Raw genomic sequence first — 19,754 nt, 5'->3', positions numbered from 1 at the left:
GGCCTTGCTACGGCACCAGATAGCCTTTGACCCCGGTAAAGATGATCTGCGCGGCCAGCGCACAGACAAACAGTCCCATCAGGCGGCTGACGATCTGCAGGCCCTGGTCGCCCAGAATCCGCTCGATGCGGCTGGACAGGTACAGCACCACGCCCACGGTGAAGCTGGCCAGGGCGATGCTGATGATCGCCATGAGTTTGTCGTCCCAGTGCGGTTGACTCACGCCCATCACCAGCAGGGCGCCGATGGTGCCGGGGCCGACGGTCAACGGAATGGTCAGCGGGACAATGGTCACGTCCTGCTGAACGCTGTCAGTCTGGACGGCCGACTTGCCTTGGGCCATGCCCAGTGCCGAAATGAACAGCACGCTGCCAGCGCCAATACGGAACGCGTCCACGGTGATGCCGAACACGCTGAAAATCACCCGTCCGAACAGGTACAGCAAGACGCTGGACACCAGCGTCGCGGTCGCGACCTTCCAGGCCAGGCGGCGTTGTTCCTTGCGTGAATAACCGCGAGTCAGGCCGATAAAACACGACAACACGAAGAAAGGGCTGTAGAGCACCAGCATCTTCAGGTAAACGCTGAACAGCACATGGAGCATGGTCGAAGCTCACGACGAATGAAATTGCCGTGGAGTTTATCAGGCGCCGAGGTGTCTGTCGGCTCGCGGTGAACATGAAGTTTTCAAATGCCGAAAAGCTTCGCCTTATTGCGAACTGTCGTTGAGTTTTTAATGTGGCGGGCATTATGTGTGGTTACAGTTTTGAACTTGTTGCCTGAGGTGCGTTGGCTCATTTTATTCCCTCGGGCCCATGGAGGGCTCTAATTGAATAAAGGATATATTCTATGAGTGTCAAGTTTGATTCGGTTTTAACGCTGGCTGATCGTCTTGATCGGCTGACTACTTATGACGTGATGCCGGAAAACGTGCTTGTTTCTTCGCGCACTGTCGCAATCAATTCTGTCGGATATAAAGCGGCCGTGGAAAAACCGGACCGTGCTTCGATTGTCGGGGAAAGTATCCTGGCATTTGTCTCGGGCATGACTGAGCAAAATCAGGTGGATATCCAGCATTCCTATCTGTTTGCGTCGCTGGTGGCTAACAGGCAATACCCGCGGGATGAACAAGGCAAGGAATGGTATCAACTGTTCCTTCAAGTCATGCAGGATTGCGGCTGGACTATCCTGCAACGTTACTACGACTCGGTTGCGGCCTCTGGCAAGAGCTTCAAGATGGATCAACTGGTGTTGAGAGTCCTGGGTTCGGCCGTGGCCGCCGCCGCAGTTCCCGGCCCCACCTCGCTGCTCATGCTTAAAGTGGCCGGTGATGCCATTGCTGCGCTGCAAAGCAGTGGCAAGCCACTTCAGCTGTTTGATCAAAATATCAGGGAGTCCGGTGCGGGTGGCTTTGGTGTGGCGACCTGTCATGAAACCCCACAGGGTGAAGTGATGCTGGCCTTGGGCGCCGTGCGTTTCATCAACCGGACGAATCAGACCCGGATTCTGTTCGTGGACTGGGACAGCAGTTCGGTCGATCTGTATCGCGGCGAGTGTCACATGACCATGGTGCCGGCAATTATTAACCGTACCCGAGCCACGATCATTGCAAGGCTGGGTGATCGTGCGCAGAAAAAGATCGAAGAGTATGAGATTTAATCTCGGGTGATCCCTTGGCGACTACACAGTGGTCGCCATCCATTAGCGAATCAGGTAATTATAATGAGTGATCATTGTTCGGTTTTTATCAATGCCGGGGCGGTTGTCTTGTTGTCAGCGGATATGCTGGAGCAGGAGAAGTGCGATGTAATGAATTCGGTATTGTTTGCGCAACTGGTAGCCGACAAGAAATATCCGGCTCTTGCGTCGTCGGGTGAATGGTATGGGGCATACCGGGAAGTATTGCAGAATGGTTGGTTGCAAAAAGCAGTAATGTGGGACAACTTTACGCTCGATACCCCATCGAAATACGCCATGATGTCTTGGGTGGAAAAGCGAATGGCGGCGTATGTTGATCAAACTAAAGTGACTGAATTCACGCGCCTGTTGAATCGTGTCGCTCAATTACCCTGCAGCTTGCCGGCCATTGAACGATTGCGCGAGCGGGTTCAAGGCCCTAGGTCCCCGGAGCCGTGCAGGGTCAGGCTGCAAGTCATCCTGGCCCAGCGCGGGCCTGTGCTGAACAGTGTCTGCGTGGAGTTTGAGGCCGGGCACATTACGGGCAATCCTCTTGGGCCGCTTTTTTCCACCGATCCTGTACCGGGCACAATTCAATTGCGGTGCTTCCAGGCGAGTTTGTCTGATGCACTCTATGCGCCCGTTCGCGATGCCATTATCAAGAAACTGGGGGATAGGGCTACCCAGAACATCTTTGATATTTCCGACGCGGTCGAGCAAGAGGTGACGGGGGCTGTGTCTTTATGAATGACATGGGGAGGCAACCGGTCAATGGGCAGGTACTTCGCCGCAGTGGCACACCGGGCGCTGCCGTGGTGGGCGGGAGTATCGTGTCATTCGATGAGGGCCTGTCCCTCCAGGATCGAGAAGATATCTACTTGAGCAACCTGTACGCGCAACTGGCAACACGTTCGGCCTACAAGGACGGTTTGGTCGGCAATTGGTTTGACTACTACAGGAATAAACTCAGGTATCTGGGCTGGGATTCGGCGCGCCCTGTCAGTGCCGGACAGGCTGGGCAGGGGTTAATGGCCGACAGCGTTTTGCGGCAAGTATCCCGGTCATTTGATCAACGTTTTTCCCGGCAGGCACGCCAGGCGTTAGGAACCCTGAGGCAGAGTCCCGATGCGCTTGAGGTATTCGAGAGAACTAGCCTGCTGCGTGATATGGGATTCTTCCAAGTGATCCCTTGCACGGCCAAGTCTGCCGGGAGAATAGAAATAGGCCTCTACCATAAACAGTTCCGCACCCGCAGAACGGTCTCGGGATTTCTGTTCTGGCCGATAGAGGAGGTGGTGGAAAACAGCCTGGAAGAAATGGCGGTCGTAACATTCAGCACGCTGCACTACGCAGCGTTCAGAGAAAAAGTCGCGGCCGCGGTGATGAGCGAGACAGTCCGCCATCTGCATGCGTTGGAACTTTGAACGGAACGGCAGCGCCCGTTGCCCGTCCAGTCACCGCTTAGGATGTGTGCGCCGCAGACCTGTTCTGCTGATCACGCTGGGCCACCCAGTGCTCGATCAGCTCACGCAACTGCGACAGCTCCACTGGCTTGGCCATGTGCCCGTCCATCCCGGCCTGGCGTGCTCGCTCTTTATGCTCGGCCAGGATGTGTGCGGTGAGTGCCACCACGGGGGTGCGGGTCCGCTGGTTGCCCATTTCCCAGGCGCGCAGTTGCTGGGTGGCGGAAAATCCGTCAAGGATCGGCATTTCACAGTCCATCAGGACCAGGTCGTAGCGCTGTTCCTTCATGGCCTTGAGGGCTTCTTCGCCGTTGCTGGCGGTGTCGGGTTGCAGGTTGAGCTTGCCGAGCATGCCGCGAATGACCTTGGTGGAAATGCTGTTGTCCTCGGCCACCAGAATGCGGAAATCGCTCGGCACCTTCACTGGCACGGGCGGGCCGGCGTTAACCTGCACATTCGTCGCCTGACCCCTGTTGCGCTGGTTCAGCTCGTCCGCCAGGGTAGTCTTGAGGGTATAACCGGCCACCGGTTTGGCGAGGATGCGCTTGACCCCGCTGTTGCGCGCCACGATCTTGCTCGGCGCATTGCTGATACCGGTGAGCATGATCAACAGGATGTCGTGGTTCAGGCTCGGGTCTTCCTTGATCTTGGCGGCCAGTTGCATACCGGTCATGCCCGGCATGTTCTGGTCCAGCAGCACCACGTCGAAATAATCGCGCAGGTGCGCCTTGGTGCGCAGCAGCGCCAGGGCTTCCTTGCCCGAGGGCACCGCGCTGACGTTCAGGCCCCAGGCGCTGCACTGCTGCACCAGCACTTTGCGGCAGGTGTCGTTGTCGTCGACGATCAACACCCGTGCCCCTTGCAGCGGGCCATCGAGGTCGGAAGTCGGGTGTTCGAGACGATCCGGATCCAGCGGCAAGGTCAGCCACAAGGTACTGCCCTGGTTGCTGCCGCTTTTGATACCGAACTCTCCGTGCATCAGGACGATCAGCTGGCGGGCGATGACCAGGCCCAGGTTGCCCCCCAGGCGCGTGGCCGAGAGGAAATTCTTGCTGTGCAGCTCGGCATGCATCAGGGTGTCGCGCTCTTCAGCGTCCATCGGCGTCCCGCTGTCCTGCACGGCGATGCGCAGGCGCGGCTGATTACTGCGCTCGTCGAGGGCGACGACGATCAGCACTTCGCCCTCGTCGGTCTTTTTCAGGGCGTTTTCCAGCAGGCTCAGCAGCGCCTGGCGCAGTCGCGTCGGGTCGCCACTGATCACTCGCGGCACCTGGGGCTGGATGAAACTGATCAGCTCGACATTCTGCTGTTCGGCCTTGGCACGGAAGATACTCAGGCAATCCTCGATCAGTGCATTGAGGTCGAACTGCACATCGTCCAGTTCGATCTGCCCGGATTCGAGCCGGGAGATGTCGAGGATCTCGTTGATCAGGGTCAGCAGTTCATTGCCGGCGCTGTGGATCGTCTGCACGTAATCGCGTTGCTTGACCGACAACGGCGTACCCAGCAGCAGCTCGGTCATGCCCAGCACGCCGTTCATCGGAGTTCGGATCTCGTGGCTGATCTTGGCCAGGAACTCGGCCTTGGCATTGATCTCGGCATTGCTCGCCGCCAGGTCGCGGCTGATGCTGAACCGGCTTTCGTTGATCGAGCGCTGGCGCTCGCCCAAGGCGACACTCATCAACAGGCCGCTGATGCAGATGAAGATCAGCAGGGTGATGATCAAGCCTTGGGGAGGAACCTCCGTGAGCCCTTGCAGTGCCGGAAGGATGATCAGCGTGCCCAGGTTGAAGACCACCATGGCCGCGACGAACAGCCGGGCCGGGCGGTAGCCCTTTTGCCAGTGCCAGGCGCTGACGAGCAGCATACTCAGGCCGGCCAGGGCCACGAGGGCGTAGGTCATGATATTGAGCGGCAGCGTGTTGACGAACAACAGCAGCAGGCTGCACAGCATGACGAGCACGATGTCCCCCAGCAGCAGCCGATTCAACGGGTGCGGCCCCAGGGGCGCGAAGAAACGGTAGGCGAACATCAGGCCGCAGGGCGCCGTCAGCAGCAAGGCCAGGTAGGCCCCGGGCGTCTGGACGGCTGGCCAGTCGGGTAGCCAAGGGCCGCCCAAATTCAGCAACAGCGCCAGGCTGAGCATCAGCAGTCCTTCACAGGCGGCCAGCCACAGGCAACTGCGTGAGCGGGTGTAGGCATAGCGGGTGAGGTTGTGCAGGACCAGCATGGTGATGCAGCCGAACAGCAACCCATAGATCAGTGTCTGGTTCTGATCGGCCGCGGCCACCACTGCCGATTGCAAGGTGATGTAGGGGCGCAGTTCATGGCGCGAGGACAGTCGCAGGTAGACGTCCAGCGATTTGTCGCTGCGTGGCAGGGGCAGCATGAAATCGCTGCTGGGTACCACAGGTTCGGTGTGCGGCATGGCATTGCCGCTGATTTGCTGGTCAACCAGAACATCGCCGTCCAGCACGTAGAGGTTCAGGCGTGACAGGTCGGGCGCGAAGATGCGCAGGATCTGTTCATGCCGGTCGGGGGCCAGGCGGAAGCGCAACCACAATGCCCCGTCGGGCTCGGCGGCCTTGAGGCGGTCCAGGTCGATGGGGCTGAATTGATTGGTGTAGCGGGCTGAACGGATGTCGCTCAGCGTCAGGTCGCCCTGTTCGTCGAGCAATACTGCCCAGCCACTGCCTGGCGCGGCCTGGGCCGGGAGCATGCAGAGCAACGTCAGCAAGGTGACGGTAAGGCCTATGGCAATCCTGAGCCAGCGCACGGCGAAATCCCTTCGTAGGTTGATGCCAGATTATAACTATGCGCGGCGCCGGAACAGTCAGGCAAGGGCCGCAGACCCTTGCCTGGCTGAATGGCTGGGTTACTCCAGATTTTCGCCACGCTCGCGGGCAATGGCGCGATAGCCAATGTCCTTGCGGTAGAAGCAACCTTCCCAGTCGATCTCGGCGGCAAGCTTGTAGGCCTGCTGCTGAGCTTCGTCGACACTGGCGCCCATGGCGGTGGCGCAAAGCACACGACCGCCGGCGGTGACCACTTGCCCATCCTTCAACGCGGTGCCTGCATGGAAGACCTTGCCTTCCAGGCGGGCCGCGGCGTCCAGGCCCTGGATTGCGCTACCTTTGGCGTAGTCGCCCGGGTAACCGCCAGCCGCCAATACGACACCGACGCTTGGGCGCGGGTCCCACTGGGCTTCGACCTTGTCCAGTGCCTGGGCCAGTGCGGCCTCGACCAGCAGCACCAGGCTCGATTGCAGGCGCAGCATCACCGGTTGGGTCTCAGGATCGCCGAAACGGCAGTTGAATTCGATGACTTTTGGGTTACCAGCCTTGTCGATCATCAGGCCAGCATAGAGGAAACCGGTGTAGACGTTGCCTTCCTCGGCCATGCCGCGCACGGTCGGCCAGATCACCTGGTCCATGACGCGCTGGTGCACTTGGGCGGTCACCACCGGGGCCGGGGAATAGGCACCCATGCCACCGGTGTTCGGGCCGCTGTCGCCGTCGCCGACACGCTTGTGGTCCTGGCTGGTGGCCATTGGCAGGACGTTCTTGCCATCGACCATGACGATGAAGCTGGCTTCCTCGCCGTCGAGGAACTCTTCGATCACCACCCGGGAGCCGGCGTCGCCGAAGGCATTGCCTGCCAGCATGTCGCGCACGGCGTCTTCGGCTTCGACCAGGGTCATGGCGACGATCACGCCTTTACCGGCCGCGAGGCCGTCGGCCTTGATCACGATCGGTGCGCCTTTCTCGCGCAGGTACGCCAGGGCCGGTTCGATTTCGGTGAAGTTCTGGTAGTCGGCGGTCGGGATCTTGTGACGCGCCAGGAAATCCTTGGTGAACGCTTTCGAGCCTTCCAGCTGCGCGGCACCGGCAGTCGGGCCGAAGCAGTCCAGGCCACGGGCGCGGAACAGATCGACCACGCCGGCGACCAGCGGCACTTCCGGGCCGACGATGGTCAGCGAGACGTTCTTCTCGGCGAAATCAGCCAGTTGTTCCAGGGCCAGCACGTCGATGGCGACGTTTTCGCACTTGGCTTCGATGGCAGTGCCGGCATTGCCCGGTGCCACGAAAACTTTCTGCACACGCGGATCCTGAGCCACTTTCCAGGCCAGGGCGTGTTCACGGCCACCGCTGCCAATGATCAAAACATTCATTTCAAAAACCTCGGATGACGCTAATTCTGTTGAGCACCACAGGGGGTGCTTTTCTGTGGGAGCGAGCGGGTGTGGGAGCAAGGCTGTGTGGGAGCAAGGCTTGCCCGCGATAGCATCACCTCGGTTTGCCTGATGGACCGAGTTGCCTGCATCGCGGGCAAGCCTTGCTCCCACAGGGCCTTGCTCCCACACACATCCAGCTCCCACATTTGATCGATGTTAGTGACGGAAATGGCGCATGCCAGTAAAGACCATGGCGATGCCGGCTTCATCAGCAGCGGCGATCACTTCGCTGTCACGCATCGAACCACCCGGCTGGATCACCGCGGTGATACCGACCTTGGCCGCGTTGTCGATACCGTCGCGGAACGGGAAGAACGCGTCGGAAGCCATGACCGCGCCCTGTACCTGCAAACCGGCGTGTTCAGCCTTGATCGCGGCGATGCGGGCCGAGTTCACGCGGCTCATCTGGCCGGCGCCGACGCCGATGGTCTGGCGGTTCTTGGCGTAGACGATGGCGTTGGACTTGACGTACTTGGCGACTTTCCAGGCGAAGATCAGGTCGTTGATTTCCTGCTCGCTCGGGGCGCGCTGGGTCACCACTTTCAGGTCTTCGCTGCCGATCATGCCGATGTCGCGGCTCTGGACCAGCAGGCCACCGTTGACACGCTTGTAGTCCCAGGCCGGCGCACGGTCGGCCGACCATTGGCCGCAGGCCAGCAGGCGGACGTTGGCCTTGGCGGCAACGATGGCGCGGGCTTCTTCAGTGACCGAAGGGGCGATGATCACTTCGACGAACTGACGCTCGACGATGGCCTTGGCGGTCTCGGCGTCCAGCTCACGGTTGAAGGCGATGATGCCGCCGAAAGCCGACTCGGTGTCGGTGGCGTAGGCCAGTTCGTAGGCCTGGCGGATGCCGCCCTCGGCGTCCGGGCTTACCGCCACGCCGCACGGGTTGGCGTGCTTGACGATCACGCAGGCTGGCTTGACGAAGCTCTTCACGCATTCCAGCGCGGCGTCGGTGTCGGCCACGTTGTTGAACGACAGTTCCTTGCCTTGCAGCTGGGTGGCAGTGGCGATGCCGACTTCGGCCGGCTTGGCTTCCACGTAGAACGCCGCGCTCTGGTGCGGGTTCTCGCCGTAGCGCATTTCCTGGGCCTTGACGAACTGGGTGTTGAAGGTGCGCGGGAATTCGCTGCGGCCTTCGGTCGACAGCGTGTCGGCCGCCTGGTTCACGGTGCCCATGTAGTTGGCGATCATGCCGTCATAGGCTGCGGTGTGTTCGAAGGCCTTGAGCATCAGGTCGAAACGCTGGGCGTAGGTCAGGCCACCGGCCTTGAGGTTTTCCAGGACGCCGGCGTAGTCGCTGGCATTGACCACGATGGCCACGTCCTTGTGGTTCTTGGCCGCCGAGCGGACCATGGTCGGGCCGCCGATATCGATGTTCTCGATGGCGGTCGGCAGGTCACAGCCGGGCTTGTTGATGGTGGCTTCGAACGGGTAGAGGTTGACCGCTACCAGGTCGATCGGCTTGATGCCGTGTTCGTTCATGATGGCATCGTCGATGCCGCGACGGCCCAGGATCCCGCCGTGGATTTTCGGGTGCAGGGTCTTGACCCGACCGTCCATCATTTCCGCAAAACCGGTGTAGTCCGCGACCTCCACTGCGGCAACGCCGTTGTCCTGCAGCAGCTTGAAGGTCCCGCCGGTGGAAAGAATCTCGACGCCCAGCTGTTGCAGCTCGCGGGCGAATTCGAGGATCCCGGTCTTGTCGGAGACGCTGATCAAGGCGCGGCGGATCGGCAGGCGGGTGGTCTGGTCGGTCATTTCAATTTCCATCAAAAGCAAGGGAAGTCAGCAAAAAAGGCGACCGTTTTTAGCGGGCGCCTTTCTGGTTTGATTGAATGCTTACAGCAGATCGTACTGCTTGAGTTTCTTGCGCAGGGTGCCACGGTTCAGGCCCAGCAGCTCACTGGCCTTGGTCTGGTTGCCCTTGACGTAGTTCATCACGCTTTCGAGCAGAGGCGCCTCGACTTCGGAAAGCACCAGGTTGTACACATCCGTGACGGCAGCGCCCTCAAGGTGGGCGAAATAATTGTGCAGCGCCTTCTCGACACTCCCGCGAAGGGTCTGGCCTTCTTCGCTGGGCGTATTGAGGTGCTGTTTCAAATTCACGTTGTCGCTCACGGGTGTTGTTCCACTCACTAAAGTCTCGGTCATCATCGTCATGCGGCCACCCCTTCGTCCCCTGTCAGGCTCTTGTAACGTTCAGCGAAGAAAGCCTGAACGTCGGCGCATTGTGCTTGCGTACCATCCAAACGATTGAAGCAGGCGCGAAACTCCCTGGCGCCCGGCAGGGTTGCGAGATACCAGCCCACATGCTTGCGTGCAATGCGTACACCCATGACTTCTCCATAGAAGGCATGCAGCGCGGCCAGATGCTCTAGCAGAATACGTTCCACCTCGGACAATTGCGGCGCCGCGAGCTTTTCACCCGTGCGCAGGAAGTGTTCGATCTCACGAAAAATCCATGGCCGCCCCTGGGCGGCCCGGCCGATCAACAGGCCATCGGCACCGGTCGCGTCCAGCACGTACCGGGCCTTCTCGGGCGAGTCGATGTCGCCATTGGCAAACACCGGAATCGACACCGCCTGCTTGATCGCGGCGATGGTGTCGTACTCGGCCTCGCCGGTGTACAGGTCGGCACGGGTGCGGCCATGGACCGCCAACGCCGTGATGCCCGCCTGCTCGGCGATCTTCGCCACCACCAGCCCGTTCTTGTTCTCCCGGTCCCAACCGGTGCGGATCTTCAGGGTCACCGGCACATCGACTGCGGCGACGACCGCCTGCAGGATCTCGGTGACCAGTGCTTCATCTTTCAACAGTGCCGAGCCTGCGGCCTTGTTGCAGACCTTTTTCGCTGGGCAACCCATGTTGATGTCGATGATCTGCGCCCCCAGCTCGACGTTCGCCCGGGCCGCTTGCGCCAGCATCTGTGCGTCGCCACCGGCGATCTGTACCGAGCGGGGCTCGGGATCACCTTCGTGGATCATGCGCAGACGCGATTTGCGGGTGTTCCACAAACTCATGTCGCTGGTGACCATTTCCGAAACTACCAATCCAGCACCCAGTCGCTTGCACAGCTGACGAAAGGGCTGGTCGGTGACCCCCGCCATAGGGGCGAGAATCAGGCCGTTCTGCAATGTATATGGGCCGATGCGTACCGCCGACATAGGACTTCCCTGAAGTGGGGCCGGATCATGAGACTTCGAAAAAGGGTTGGCATGATACCCGCTCTCGATGACTGGATAAAGATCGAATTGGATAAAATCTGAACAGCTATTTTGTTATCGCCAGCGGTTTGGTCTGGGTGGGGTCAGTCAGAAAGCTGCCGTCAATTGGCCGACCCTGGCCGGCTTTATTCGGGGGAGTGGAAGCTCAGACTGTAGTTCACCGCTTTGGCGCCAGGGTCCAGGATGTCCAGCGCGATGTGAATGGGTGTCTGGGGCGGCATTTCGCCGCGGTCCTCGAGGTCGCCACCCAGGTACTCGCCGGGCTTGAAGCGACGGCTGGCGATCAGGTGCCCGTTGAGGTCGGCAAAACGCAGTTCCAGCAACGGGAAGGGTTGGGAGAAGGGCGCACGGTTGTAGATGATCGCGTCCACCACCAGGGCACCGCTGAACTCCGGATGGCTGCGCACCACCAGGTTGCTGCTCTTGATCTTGGCGATGTCGACCTTGGACGGTACTTCGCAGCCGATGGTCGGACAGATTTGCAGGAACCATGGCCGGTACTGGTCCTGGCGGGCCAGTTCTTCGAAATGGTAGGCGATGTACTGGCCGCCCAGGGCTGCGGCGGCGAGCAATATCAGCAACATCCACAACAAGCGTCGGCCCCAGGGCGAGCGGCGTTTGCGCCAGTCCAGTTGCAGCGGGTCATCGTCCAGGTCGTGGAGGGCTTCGGCGCGTATCCCCGGCTCCTGGCGTTCCCGTGACTTGCGCAATGGCGCCAGTTGCTCGGGTTCGTCGTCGTGGTCGTCGGTGGCAGACAGGCGCTCGAGGTGTTCGTCGGGCTCGTCGTCCGGCGCCAGATGGAGCGTGGCGACAGGCTCGTCGTCCGGCTCCAGGGGTTCAAGGGCCAGGGACAGGGATGGCTCGGTGCGCGGCGGTCTGGCCGGTTCGTGGGGTTCGAACGGTTCGATGGGGTCCTGGAGGACGGCTTCGGCACGCTCGCTGGAAGATTCGCTGTACAGGCTGTCGGGCCAGGCTTGCTGTTCGCTGGAGAGCGAGTCGCGTTGCGCGCTCAGGTTGTCTTCCCGGCGCCGGCCGGTATTTCCTGGCGCGCGATTGTCGCGGCGTTCCAGGCGTGCCAGCTCCTTGTCCAGGTCATCCAGATCCAGCTCGGCGGCGCTCCACTGTTTCTGGCTGATCGCCCGGGGCGGGGCTTCGACAGCAGGCGTGGAGGTCGGCGCGACGACAGGCGCCGCTTGCTTGGCAGTGCGTTGTTCCAGCAACTGTCGCGCGGCATTGAACACTTGCAGGCACGAGCCGCAACGAACCACCCCGCGGGCCACGCTCAATTGAGCATGGCTGACGCGAAAACGGGTATGGCAATGCGGGCACTGGGTGACGAAGCTGTCAGTCATGCGGCAATCCGGTGGATACAGGCGCTCATTCTAGCGCCGACGTCCGGTGATGCGCACCCAGCCATCGCGATTGGCGATCGGGTCCAGGTCAAAGTCCGCGGCATAAGCGGCGGCGACTTCTTCGCCCTGTTCGGCGAGGATGCCCGACAGCGCCAGGCGTCCGCCCGGCTTGACCAGGCTCGACAGTTGCGGCGCCAGGGACACCAGCGGGCCGGCCAGGATGTTGGCCACCAATACGTCGGCCTGGACCTGTGGCAAGTCCTGCGGCAAGTACAGCGGGAACAGGCCTTCGGCGATGTTGTTGCGCCCGGCGTTGTCGCGGGAGGCTTCCAGGGCCTGGACGTCGATGTCGGTGCCGACCGCTTCCCGGGCGCCCAGCAGGAGCGCGGCAATCGCCAGGATCCCCGAGCCGCAGCCGAAATCGAGTACGTTGCAGCCCTTGAGGTCCTGGCCGTCGAGCCATTCCAGGCACAGTGCGGTGGTCGGGTGGGTGCCGGTGCCGAACGCCAGGCCCGGGTCCAGCAGCAGGTTGACCGCATCCGGCTCTGGCGCGGCGTGCCAGCTTGGGACGATCCACAAGCGCTGGCCGAAACGCATCGGCTGGAAGTTGTCCATCCAGCTGCGTTCCCAGTCCTGGTCCTCGATCACTTCGCTGTGATGCTCGGGCAGCGGGCTGCCGGTCAGCAGTTCGAGATGGGCCAGCACACTGGCCGCCTCGGTGCCGCCTTCGAACAGGGCCAGCAGGTGGGTGTGGGACCACAGCGGGGTGGTATTGAGCTCCGGCTCGAAGATCGGCTGGTCTTCGGCGTCCATGAAGGTTACCGACACAGCGCCTACTTCAAGAAACGCGTCTTCGTAGGTTTCGGCTTGTTCCGGGCTGATGGCCAGACGTACTTGCAGCCAAGGCATGGCGGGCACCTTTGGAAAAATCTACAGGGGGGCAGCGCGGGGCTGCAAAGGCGCGCAGTGTACGCCAGGTCGCCGTCAAAGTGGATAAGCGAGTCATGCGCCGTCCAGGTTGGTGTTTCGATATATATATGTATGACATGGGGAGGCTGGCGGGCGGATAAGGTGCGGGTCCACACAACAGGGAGGAATGTGATGGACAACACGGCCGAGCGGCAAAGAAACGTGAGCGGCAGGGAGTCGATATCTTCCCCGCAGGCGGCAACGGTACAAGCCGTCCTGGAAAAACTGACGCGCTGGCAGGCAGTCATCGACCCTCGACTGCAAGCCCAGATGAGCGTGCTGGAGGTGCTGGAGGAGTATCTGCTGGTCGAACTGCGCACCCATTATTACCAAGGCAACATCGATCCGCACTTCATCGGCACCCTGCTCGATACGGTGTTGCAACGCTTGATCGACCAGCAGCCTGTCATGCCCGACGAAGAGCGGGACGCGCCCTACCGTTGGCCCGACGCGGCTGATCGGGGGATGGCGGTCGAGCGCCAGGAAGTCATCGCCCAGGTGGTGGAAAGCATCGCTTCGGGCCTTGTCAGCCATTATCGGGCCTATCTGCGACGGCATTGGCGAATGGTCGAGGGCGAAGCCTCTTTGATGGAGTTGATCAAGCAACGGCTCGAAGATCACATGGCCGACGTCGTCATGATTTTCCAGCCGGACCGATTGGCAGGTCTGGACGTTGATGCGCTACGGGGCCAGCTTGAAGAGCTTCAGGAGGGCTGGCGTCGGATGAGCGAGCTGGTCGCATTGGCGAGCGCATCGCAGCGTCAGAGTTTGCAAGCGCTCGCCCGTTCGCAACTGCCTGACTGGTTGCGGGGGCTGGGCGAAGCTGACCGTAGGCAACTCGAGCTTTTCCAGGACCGAACCACCCAGGCGCAGGTGCTGGTAGACAGGTTGCTCGAGGGCCTGGGGTCATTGCGGGCGTTCGCCCGGCAGTTGGCCCAGGACTATGTCAGGCATGAGTTGGACATGGAGGTCGAACCTGACAGCATTCGGGTGCAATTGCAGTGGCGAAGTGTAATGGGCCAGCCGGTGCGCACCCATAGCCTGAGTGAGTTGCTGGCAGCCGGCCCGGTCAGGCCGGATGCCGTTTCGGTGTTCTTGGTGGAAAACGGCGCCATGCTGCGCAACCAGCCGCTTACACCCGCATTCATGAGCCAATTGCTGGCGGACGTCGATGCCCCGGCGGGGTACTGGCGAGCGCTGCACGAACCGTATGCTCGGGGGGATCTGAAAGACGCCCTGCTCGATTGGTTCACGGCCCGGCTGCAGCAAAGCGCATTCGTTGCTCGCTGTGCGGGTCACCTGAAGCAGGCGAACCATGAGGCGGTCAAAGCCTTGTGGGAGAGCGAGGTCCCGGCGCAAGCCACTAGCGCCTGGCGGGTCAGTTGCGTGGTGCTTGCGAATGCTCTGCGTTGCGCCGATTTTCTCCTGTTCTATCGTCAGGACCTGCAAGGCGACCTGCTGCTGTATGCCCCCGACAAGCCGGATGGTCAGGAGTGGATCGAGTTGCCTTCGTTATGGGCCGTCAGCGTGGAAATGGGCACATGGACCCGTAGCGAAGCCGGTCGCGCGTACTTGCTGCAGCGTATTTCTCCAGTCGAGCGGAGCGGGGCACGGGAGTACTTTGCCAGCGTGGTGGACAAGCCGATGACCTGGGATTCGAGCAAGGATCCCCGGGGGGCGGTGAGCGGTTTCAGGGCTTGCCTGGAAGACCTCGTTGCGATGGGCCTGAACAACAACCTGGCACAGGTGGAGGCGGATGAGTCGCCTCGCTGGTACGCCGCCTTGCCGCTTGAATCCCGGCGAAACATCAGCAGCCTGAGCCAGGAGCTTCTGGTTCACCAGGAGGTGTTCAGCCAGCAGATGGAGGGCTACGAAGTTTTCGTGGATTTCGCCAAGCGTATCGTCACGCAAGCCATTGCCCCTTATATGCGCAGCAAAGGTGTGCAGGGGGGCGTCGATCCTGCAACGGTGCTGATCGACTACAGCCCGGGGTTGGCCGATGGCAAGACGAAAGTCGCCAGCCTGCTGGAGCTGGCCATCTACGGCTATGACGACAACTGGGGCATCGACAATCCGCGAAAAGGCGTGCGCTCGTCGATGGGGCAGGACCTGGGGCAGGTCCGCAGTGCGGAGTTGGCGTCCTATCTTCGGCGGGCCTACGTGGGTGAGCAGTATGCGCGGCAGATCCGTGCCCGGTTCCTCGACGCCCATGCCACTGAATACACCCTGCGTCGCAATGCCTACCGTAACCTGTTGCTGACCCGGATGGACCGTGACCTGCGTGTCGCAATGGGCCAGTTCCAGTTGAGCGCGACTGAGTTCTGGTGGCTCACTCGACAAGTCACCCTCCTGAGTGAAGCGATGCCGGTGGTCGGTCCGGTGTATTCGGGGGCTGTCGTGCAGCGTGAAGGGGTGGTCAGGTTTTCCGTTGGCGGTCATATCGTGCTGGGCGTCTACGTCTTCACCTACTTCGATCCGAAGGGCTCGTCCTGGTTGTACACGCCTGACGCTCCGGACGGTGTCGCGTTTCGCCGCTACCAGGACTTTCCCGGAAAGGTCGCCGCGCGCCTGCATGACTACGTGCTGGAGCGGGTCGGCCTCGGTGCCCGTACGGCAGTCAGGCGTTCACTGATGGCTCTGGCGGCGGCGAACATCGGCGTCGATACGTTGCGCGAGTTCAATCGAGTGAGCGATATCCAGGCAGAGTTCGATGCTTACATCGAGCGGGCTGTCACCGATGTGGAAGACGTCACCCAGAGCCGTGCCGAAGTGATCAGGCAGCAGGTTATCAAGGGGTTGCTGTTTGCATCGGCGCCGGTGTGCCTGGTTTATCCGCCCTTTGCTCTGCTGCTGGATGCAACCTTGATTGCCGCCAGTGTCAAGCAAGCTGCCCAGGCGCATGGGCAGGGGGATACGGAGAGCGCGCTGGGCCACTGGTTGATGGCCTCTTGGGGGGGACTGTTCGCCGCGTTGGGAGCAGGACCCCTCGCTTCGATACTGGGGCCTGCGGCCAGAAGCCTGAAGCTTGTCGTGAAGTCCATGCCATTGTCCGGGCAGCGCTTGAAACGCATGACGCCGCTGATGGCCAAGGAAACCGGACCGATCATCCAGCCCATGCGCTTCAAGCCGAAACAGGCGGTCAGCAAAACCCCCGAGAACCTGGAGCGGGTGACCGAAGAGGGCATTTACCAGGGGACCTATCGCAGCCCGTCCAGTGCATCGCAGCCGCTCAATACTTATTTCATACGCAGCAGGGGCAAGTACTACCAGGTGAAGGAAGATCCTCATTTCGGCGGTTTGTGCCTGGTGGATGCCAGTCGCCCCGGCGCTCTGTACAACCTGCCCATCCGCAGAATGGGAAATGGCCAATGGACGCACAACTCAGTCGGCTTGAAGGGGGGCAATGAGCAAACGCTTGTCCTTGGGCGAGTGAGTGATTTGCGCGAGGCGTTTGCGGGTCATGTCTTCCCGGATGTATCGAGGGGTGCGTTGCAGGGCGAGGCCGTGGTGGCGAGGTTCAGTGAGGCGACGGCGGACAACTATCTGTTCTCGTTGAATGCGCAGACGTGCGTGATCGCGTCGTTGTACAACCCGGCCACCAAGGCGGGGGCCGTTATCCATTTCGATCACAATATCCGCGCGCTGATCGAGCGCAGCCTTCGCGATATCACCCAGCGCCTGGGCGGAACGGCGCGGGACATCCGTGTCTCCCTGGTAGGCGGGGACTGGTTGACGGGCGCCGACATTGGCGGGCGGGTCAGGTCGGTGATGAGGCGCCAGGGCCTGCGACCCACTTGGGATCATTGGTCGTATTCTTCCTGCTTCGGCAATACCTACGGCGTGTCGCTAGACCTGCGCAGCGGTGTCACCTCGGTGTTCAAGACCTCTCGGAATCAGGTCGAGCGCTACTACATACCGGTGTTGGCGCGTGCGAAAAAGAGCTCTGATCCGGTGTCGCTACGCGCGCGCGGGTTTATGACGCGCTTGCGCAGCGATCCCCTGGTCGCCAATGCCACTGGTGCCGTCAGCACTGTCCAGGGCAGGCCAGCGACTGCGGCGCAGATCGAAGCCCATGCATTCCCCACGGTCGTGCTGAGCTGATCCATTGATCGGCATCCTGCAAGCAGGCAAAAAAAGACCCCGGCCAATGGACCGGGGTCTTTTCTACATCACTTGAAACGTCAGTGCTGGCTGCCCAGCTTGTGTTCCAGGTAATGGATGTTGACGCCGCCTTTGCAGAAGCCTTCGTCACGGACCAGGTCGCGGTGCAGCGGGATGTTGGTCTTGATCCCGTCTACCACGATTTCGTCCAGCGCATTGCGCATGCGCGCCATGGCTTCGTCACGGGTCGCCCCGTAGGTGATCAGCTTGCCGATCAACGAATCGTAGTTCGGTGGAACGGCATAACCGCTGTACAGGTGCGAATCGACGCGAACGCCATTGCCGCCCGGGGCATGGAAATGCTTGACCGTGCCTGGGCTTGGCATGAAGGTTTTCGGGTCTTCGGCGTTGATCCGGCATTCCAGCGCGTGACCGCGGATGACCACGTCATCCTGGGTGAACGACAGCTTGTTGCCAGCGGCGATGCTAAGCATCTCCTTGACGATGTCGATACCCGTGACCATTTCCGAGACCGGGTGCTCCACCTGAACACGGGTGTTCATTTCGATGAAGTAGAAATGACCGTTCTCGTACAGGAACTCGAAAGTGCCGGCGCCACGGTAGCCGATGTCGATGCAGGCCTTGACGCAGCGTGCCAGGACTTCTTGGCGAGCCTGCTCGTCGATGCCCGGTGCCGGCGCTTCTTCGAGAACCTTCTGGTGACGACGTTGCAGCGAGCAATCGCGGTCGCCCAGATGGATCGCATGGCCCTGGCCGTCGGACAGCACCTGGACTTCGACGTGACGTGGGTTGGTCAGGAATTTTTCCAGGTAGACCATCGGGTTGCCGAACGCCGCGCCCGCTTCGGAGCGGGTCAGTTTCGCCGAGGAAATCAGGTCTTCTTCCTTGTGTACCACGCGCATGCCGCGACCGCCGCCGCCGCCAGCGGCCTTGATGATCACCGGATAACCGACTTCGCGACCGATGCGCAAAGCGGTTTCTTCGTCTTCAGGCAGCGGGCCGTCGGAACCCGGAACGGTCGGTACACCCGCTGCGATCATGGCGTGCTTGGCCGAAACCTTGTCGCCCATCAGGCGAATGGTGTCGGCTTTCGGGCCAATGAAGGCGAAACCGGAGTTTTCGACCTGTTCGGCGAAGTCGGCGTTTTCCGCCAGGAAGCCGTAGCCAGGGTGAATGGCGGTGGCACCGGTCACTTCGGCAGCGGCGATGATCGCCGGGATGTGCAGGTAGGAGTGCGCAGCCGACGCCGGACCGATGCAGACGGATTCGTCCGCCAGGCCCAGGTGCATCAGTTCTTTGTCGGCCTTGGAGTAAACGGCGACGGTCTTGATGCCCATCTCTTTGCAGGCACGCAGAATCCGCAGGGCGATCTCACCGCGGTTAGCGATCAGAACTTTTTCCAACTTCGCAGTCATCAAAGGCTCTCCGCGGTTCAAACGATGGTGAACAGCGGTTGGTCGTACTCAACCGGCTGGCCGTCTTCGACGAGGATGGACTCGATCACACCGCTGGTTTCAGCTTCGATGTGGTTCATCATCTTCATGGCTTCGACGATGCACAGGGTGTCGCCTTTCTTCACGGTCTGGCCGACTTCAACGAAGGACGGCGAGGATGGCGAAGACTTGCGATAGAACGTGCCCACCATTGGCGAACGAGCGACAGTGCCGTTGAGCACTGGTGCCGCCGGTGCGGCTGGCGCTGCGGCGGCAACCGGGGCTGCTGCTGGAGCAGGCGCGGCGGCTGGAGCCTGCATCGGTGCCGGTGCATAGAACTGCTGGGCAGGGGTCTTGCTGTGGCGGCTGATGCGTACGGACTCTTCGCCTTCCTTGATCTCAAGCTCGTCGATGCCGGACTCTTCCAGCAATTCGATCAATTTCTTAACTTTACGGATATCCATGAATCATCAACTCCCAAGGGTCGGTCAGGGGCGTTTAACGCTTGTTGTTCAAGCCGTTGCCGGTCTTTCAAGCTGCTCTAGGGCGGCCTCCAGAGCCAGTCGGTAACCGCTGGCGCCAAGGCCGCAGATCACTCCCACCGCTACATCGGAGAAGTAGGAGTGATGGCGGAAAGGTTCGCGTTTGTGCACGTTGGATAAATGCACTTCGATGAATGGGATGCTCACCGCCAGCAGCGCGTCACGTAATGCGACACTTGTGTGTGTAAAAGCTGCTGGATTGATCAAAATGAAATCCACGCCTTCGCCACGGGCGGCATGGATACGGTCGATCAATTCATATTCGGCGTTGCTTTGCAGATAGAGCAAATGATGGCCGGCGTTGCGGGCCCGCTGCTCCAGGTCCTGGTTGATCTGCGCCAGGGTCACGGCCCCGTAGACGCCCGGTTCACGGGTGCCCAGCAGGTTCAGGTTGGGTCCATGCAGGACCAATAGGGTCGCCATCTGCTGTTCCTTGTTATCTGTGAGCAGGTATCAGAACCTGGCGACTATGCCGCAAAGCCTTTATGACTGTCCAGTTCTCTGCAATAGCCAGCACGATGACCGATGTTTGCGCGAAATTTGTGACCCTGGCCCGTGATCCGGTCATCCCGACGGAAATGAACTCGTGGGAGCTTGCTCGCGACGGCGGCGACACATCCAACATTGATGCACGCTGATGCACCGCCATCGCGAGCAGGCTCGCTCCCACAGGAGATTCGCGGTGAACATCAGTTCCCGAGTCCCCCGAATCAATGTGGCAGCGAGCCTGCT

At 61.0% G+C, this 19,754-nt stretch carries 16 protein-coding genes; 5 read left to right on the top strand and 11 right to left on the bottom strand.

The window, feature by feature from the left end; translation table 11 throughout:
• Positions 1-7: 7 nt before the first annotated feature.
• The gene (tspR, locus tag KI237_RS26470) at positions 8-604 is read right to left on the bottom strand and encodes a type III secretion system genes modulator TspR (RefSeq protein ID WP_109752236.1); all 597 of its coding nucleotides are present in this window, start codon (positions 602-604) and stop codon (positions 8-10) included.
• 245 nt (positions 605-849) lie between these two features.
• On the opposite strand from tspR, the gene KI237_RS26465 reads away from it, so the two are divergent.
• From KI237_RS26465 to KI237_RS26455, 3 genes are all read left to right on the top strand, one after another.
• Positions 850-1,659: a hypothetical protein gene (locus tag KI237_RS26465; protein WP_212797706.1), complete on the top strand. Its 810-nt coding sequence runs from the start codon at positions 850-852 to the stop codon at positions 1,657-1,659.
• Between the two features lie 63 nt (positions 1,660-1,722).
• On the top strand, positions 1,723-2,424 hold the full coding sequence (locus KI237_RS26460; RefSeq protein WP_212797705.1) for a hypothetical protein: 702 nt from the start codon (positions 1,723-1,725) through the stop codon (positions 2,422-2,424).
• A 131-nt stretch (positions 2,425-2,555) separates the two neighbouring features.
• A complete protein-coding gene (locus KI237_RS26455; RefSeq protein ID WP_249410668.1) occupies positions 2,556-3,101 on the top strand; it encodes a hypothetical protein in 546 nt (181 codons plus the stop codon).
• A gap of 37 nt (positions 3,102-3,138) precedes the next feature.
• Here the strand turns inward: KI237_RS26455 and KI237_RS26450 are convergent, their stop codons facing one another.
• The 7 genes from KI237_RS26450 to prmA form a co-directional block, all read right to left on the bottom strand.
• Complete coding sequence (locus tag KI237_RS26450) at positions 3,139-5,916, bottom strand: hybrid sensor histidine kinase/response regulator (RefSeq protein WP_212797704.1); 2,778 nt, start codon at positions 5,914-5,916, stop codon at positions 3,139-3,141.
• A gap of 99 nt (positions 5,917-6,015) precedes the next feature.
• Positions 6,016-7,311: a phosphoribosylamine--glycine ligase gene (purD, locus tag KI237_RS26445; RefSeq protein ID WP_212797703.1), complete on the bottom strand. Its 1,296-nt coding sequence runs from the start codon at positions 7,309-7,311 to the stop codon at positions 6,016-6,018.
• Positions 7,312-7,530: 219 nt separating this feature from the next.
• Positions 7,531-9,138, bottom strand: coding sequence for a bifunctional phosphoribosylaminoimidazolecarboxamide formyltransferase/IMP cyclohydrolase (purH, locus tag KI237_RS26440; protein WP_212797702.1), 1,608 nt, complete (start codon positions 9,136-9,138; stop codon positions 7,531-7,533).
• 81 nt (positions 9,139-9,219) lie between these two features.
• Positions 9,220-9,540, bottom strand: coding sequence for a DNA-binding transcriptional regulator Fis (fis, locus tag KI237_RS26435; RefSeq protein ID WP_003186237.1), 321 nt, complete (start codon positions 9,538-9,540; stop codon positions 9,220-9,222).
• Positions 9,537-10,544: a tRNA dihydrouridine synthase DusB gene (gene dusB / locus KI237_RS26430; protein WP_212797701.1), complete on the bottom strand. Its 1,008-nt coding sequence runs from the start codon at positions 10,542-10,544 to the stop codon at positions 9,537-9,539. Before dusB ends, fis begins: the two co-directional genes overlap by 4 nt.
• A gap of 185 nt (positions 10,545-10,729) precedes the next feature.
• Positions 10,730-11,956 (bottom strand): DUF3426 domain-containing protein, encoded by a 1,227-nt coding sequence (locus tag KI237_RS26425; RefSeq protein ID WP_212797700.1) that lies wholly within the window; start codon positions 11,954-11,956, stop codon positions 10,730-10,732.
• Positions 11,957-11,986: 30 nt separating this feature from the next.
• Positions 11,987-12,865: a 50S ribosomal protein L11 methyltransferase gene (gene prmA / locus KI237_RS26420; protein ID WP_212797699.1), complete on the bottom strand. Its 879-nt coding sequence runs from the start codon at positions 12,863-12,865 to the stop codon at positions 11,987-11,989.
• 192 nt (positions 12,866-13,057) lie between these two features.
• On the opposite strand from prmA, the gene KI237_RS26415 reads away from it, so the two are divergent.
• Complete coding sequence (locus KI237_RS26415; RefSeq protein WP_212797698.1) at positions 13,058-17,026, top strand: type III effector 1; 3,969 nt, start codon at positions 13,058-13,060, stop codon at positions 17,024-17,026.
• Between the two features lie 80 nt (positions 17,027-17,106).
• On the opposite strand, the gene accC is transcribed toward KI237_RS26415, so the two are convergent.
• The 3 genes from accC to aroQ are packed head-to-tail and all read right to left on the bottom strand — an operon-like array spanning position 17,107 to position 19,445.
• On the bottom strand, positions 17,107-18,462 hold the full coding sequence (accC, locus tag KI237_RS26410) for an acetyl-CoA carboxylase biotin carboxylase subunit (RefSeq protein ID WP_212797697.1): 1,356 nt from the start codon (positions 18,460-18,462) through the stop codon (positions 17,107-17,109).
• Positions 18,463-18,479: 17 nt separating this feature from the next.
• On the bottom strand, positions 18,480-18,944 hold the full coding sequence (accB, locus tag KI237_RS26405) for an acetyl-CoA carboxylase biotin carboxyl carrier protein (protein ID WP_212797696.1): 465 nt from the start codon (positions 18,942-18,944) through the stop codon (positions 18,480-18,482).
• 48 nt (positions 18,945-18,992) lie between these two features.
• Entirely contained in the window at positions 18,993-19,445 is a 453-nt protein-coding gene (gene aroQ / locus KI237_RS26400) for a type II 3-dehydroquinate dehydratase (RefSeq protein ID WP_109752257.1), read from the bottom strand.
• A gap of 62 nt (positions 19,446-19,507) precedes the next feature.
• On the opposite strand from aroQ, the gene KI237_RS26395 reads away from it, so the two are divergent.
• Positions 19,508-19,660 (top strand): hypothetical protein, encoded by a 153-nt coding sequence (locus KI237_RS26395; RefSeq protein ID WP_212797695.1) that lies wholly within the window; start codon positions 19,508-19,510, stop codon positions 19,658-19,660.
• Positions 19,661-19,754 lie beyond the last annotated feature (94 nt).

The organism is Pseudomonas sp. St316, assembly GCF_018325905.1.
In the GTDB taxonomy this organism is placed as follows: domain Bacteria; phylum Pseudomonadota; class Gammaproteobacteria; order Pseudomonadales; family Pseudomonadaceae; genus Aquipseudomonas.
This window is presented reverse-complemented; position numbering and strand designations above follow the sequence as displayed.

Coding starts and splice junctions, on each gene's coding strand:
- KI237_RS26460 (WP_212797705.1), top strand. CDS start 1,723: ATGAGTGATCATTGTTCGGTTTTTATCAATGCCGGGGCGGTTGTCTTG.
- accB (WP_212797696.1), bottom strand. CDS start 18,944: ATGGATATCCGTAAAGTTAAGAAATTGATCGAATTGCTGGAAGAGTCC.
- KI237_RS26425 (WP_212797700.1), bottom strand. CDS start 11,956: ATGACTGACAGCTTCGTCACCCAGTGCCCGCATTGCCATACCCGTTTT.
- aroQ (WP_109752257.1), bottom strand. CDS start 19,445: ATGGCGACCCTATTGGTCCTGCATGGACCCAACCTGAACCTGCTGGGC.
- purD (WP_212797703.1), bottom strand. CDS start 7,311: ATGAATGTTTTGATCATTGGCAGCGGTGGCCGTGAACACGCCCTGGCC.
- dusB (WP_212797701.1), bottom strand. CDS start 10,544: ATGTCGGCGGTACGCATCGGCCCATATACATTGCAGAACGGCCTGATT.
- KI237_RS26415 (WP_212797698.1), top strand. CDS start 13,058: ATGGACAACACGGCCGAGCGGCAAAGAAACGTGAGCGGCAGGGAGTCG.
- tspR (WP_109752236.1), bottom strand. CDS start 604: ATGCTCCATGTGCTGTTCAGCGTTTACCTGAAGATGCTGGTGCTCTAC.
- prmA (WP_212797699.1), bottom strand. CDS start 12,865: ATGCCTTGGCTGCAAGTACGTCTGGCCATCAGCCCGGAACAAGCCGAA.
- accC (WP_212797697.1), bottom strand. CDS start 18,462: ATGACTGCGAAGTTGGAAAAAGTTCTGATCGCTAACCGCGGTGAGATC.
- KI237_RS26465 (WP_212797706.1), top strand. CDS start 850: ATGAGTGTCAAGTTTGATTCGGTTTTAACGCTGGCTGATCGTCTTGAT.
- KI237_RS26395 (WP_212797695.1), top strand. CDS start 19,508: ATGACTGTCCAGTTCTCTGCAATAGCCAGCACGATGACCGATGTTTGC.
- purH (WP_212797702.1), bottom strand. CDS start 9,138: ATGACCGACCAGACCACCCGCCTGCCGATCCGCCGCGCCTTGATCAGC.
- fis (WP_003186237.1), bottom strand. CDS start 9,540: ATGACGATGATGACCGAGACTTTAGTGAGTGGAACAACACCCGTGAGC.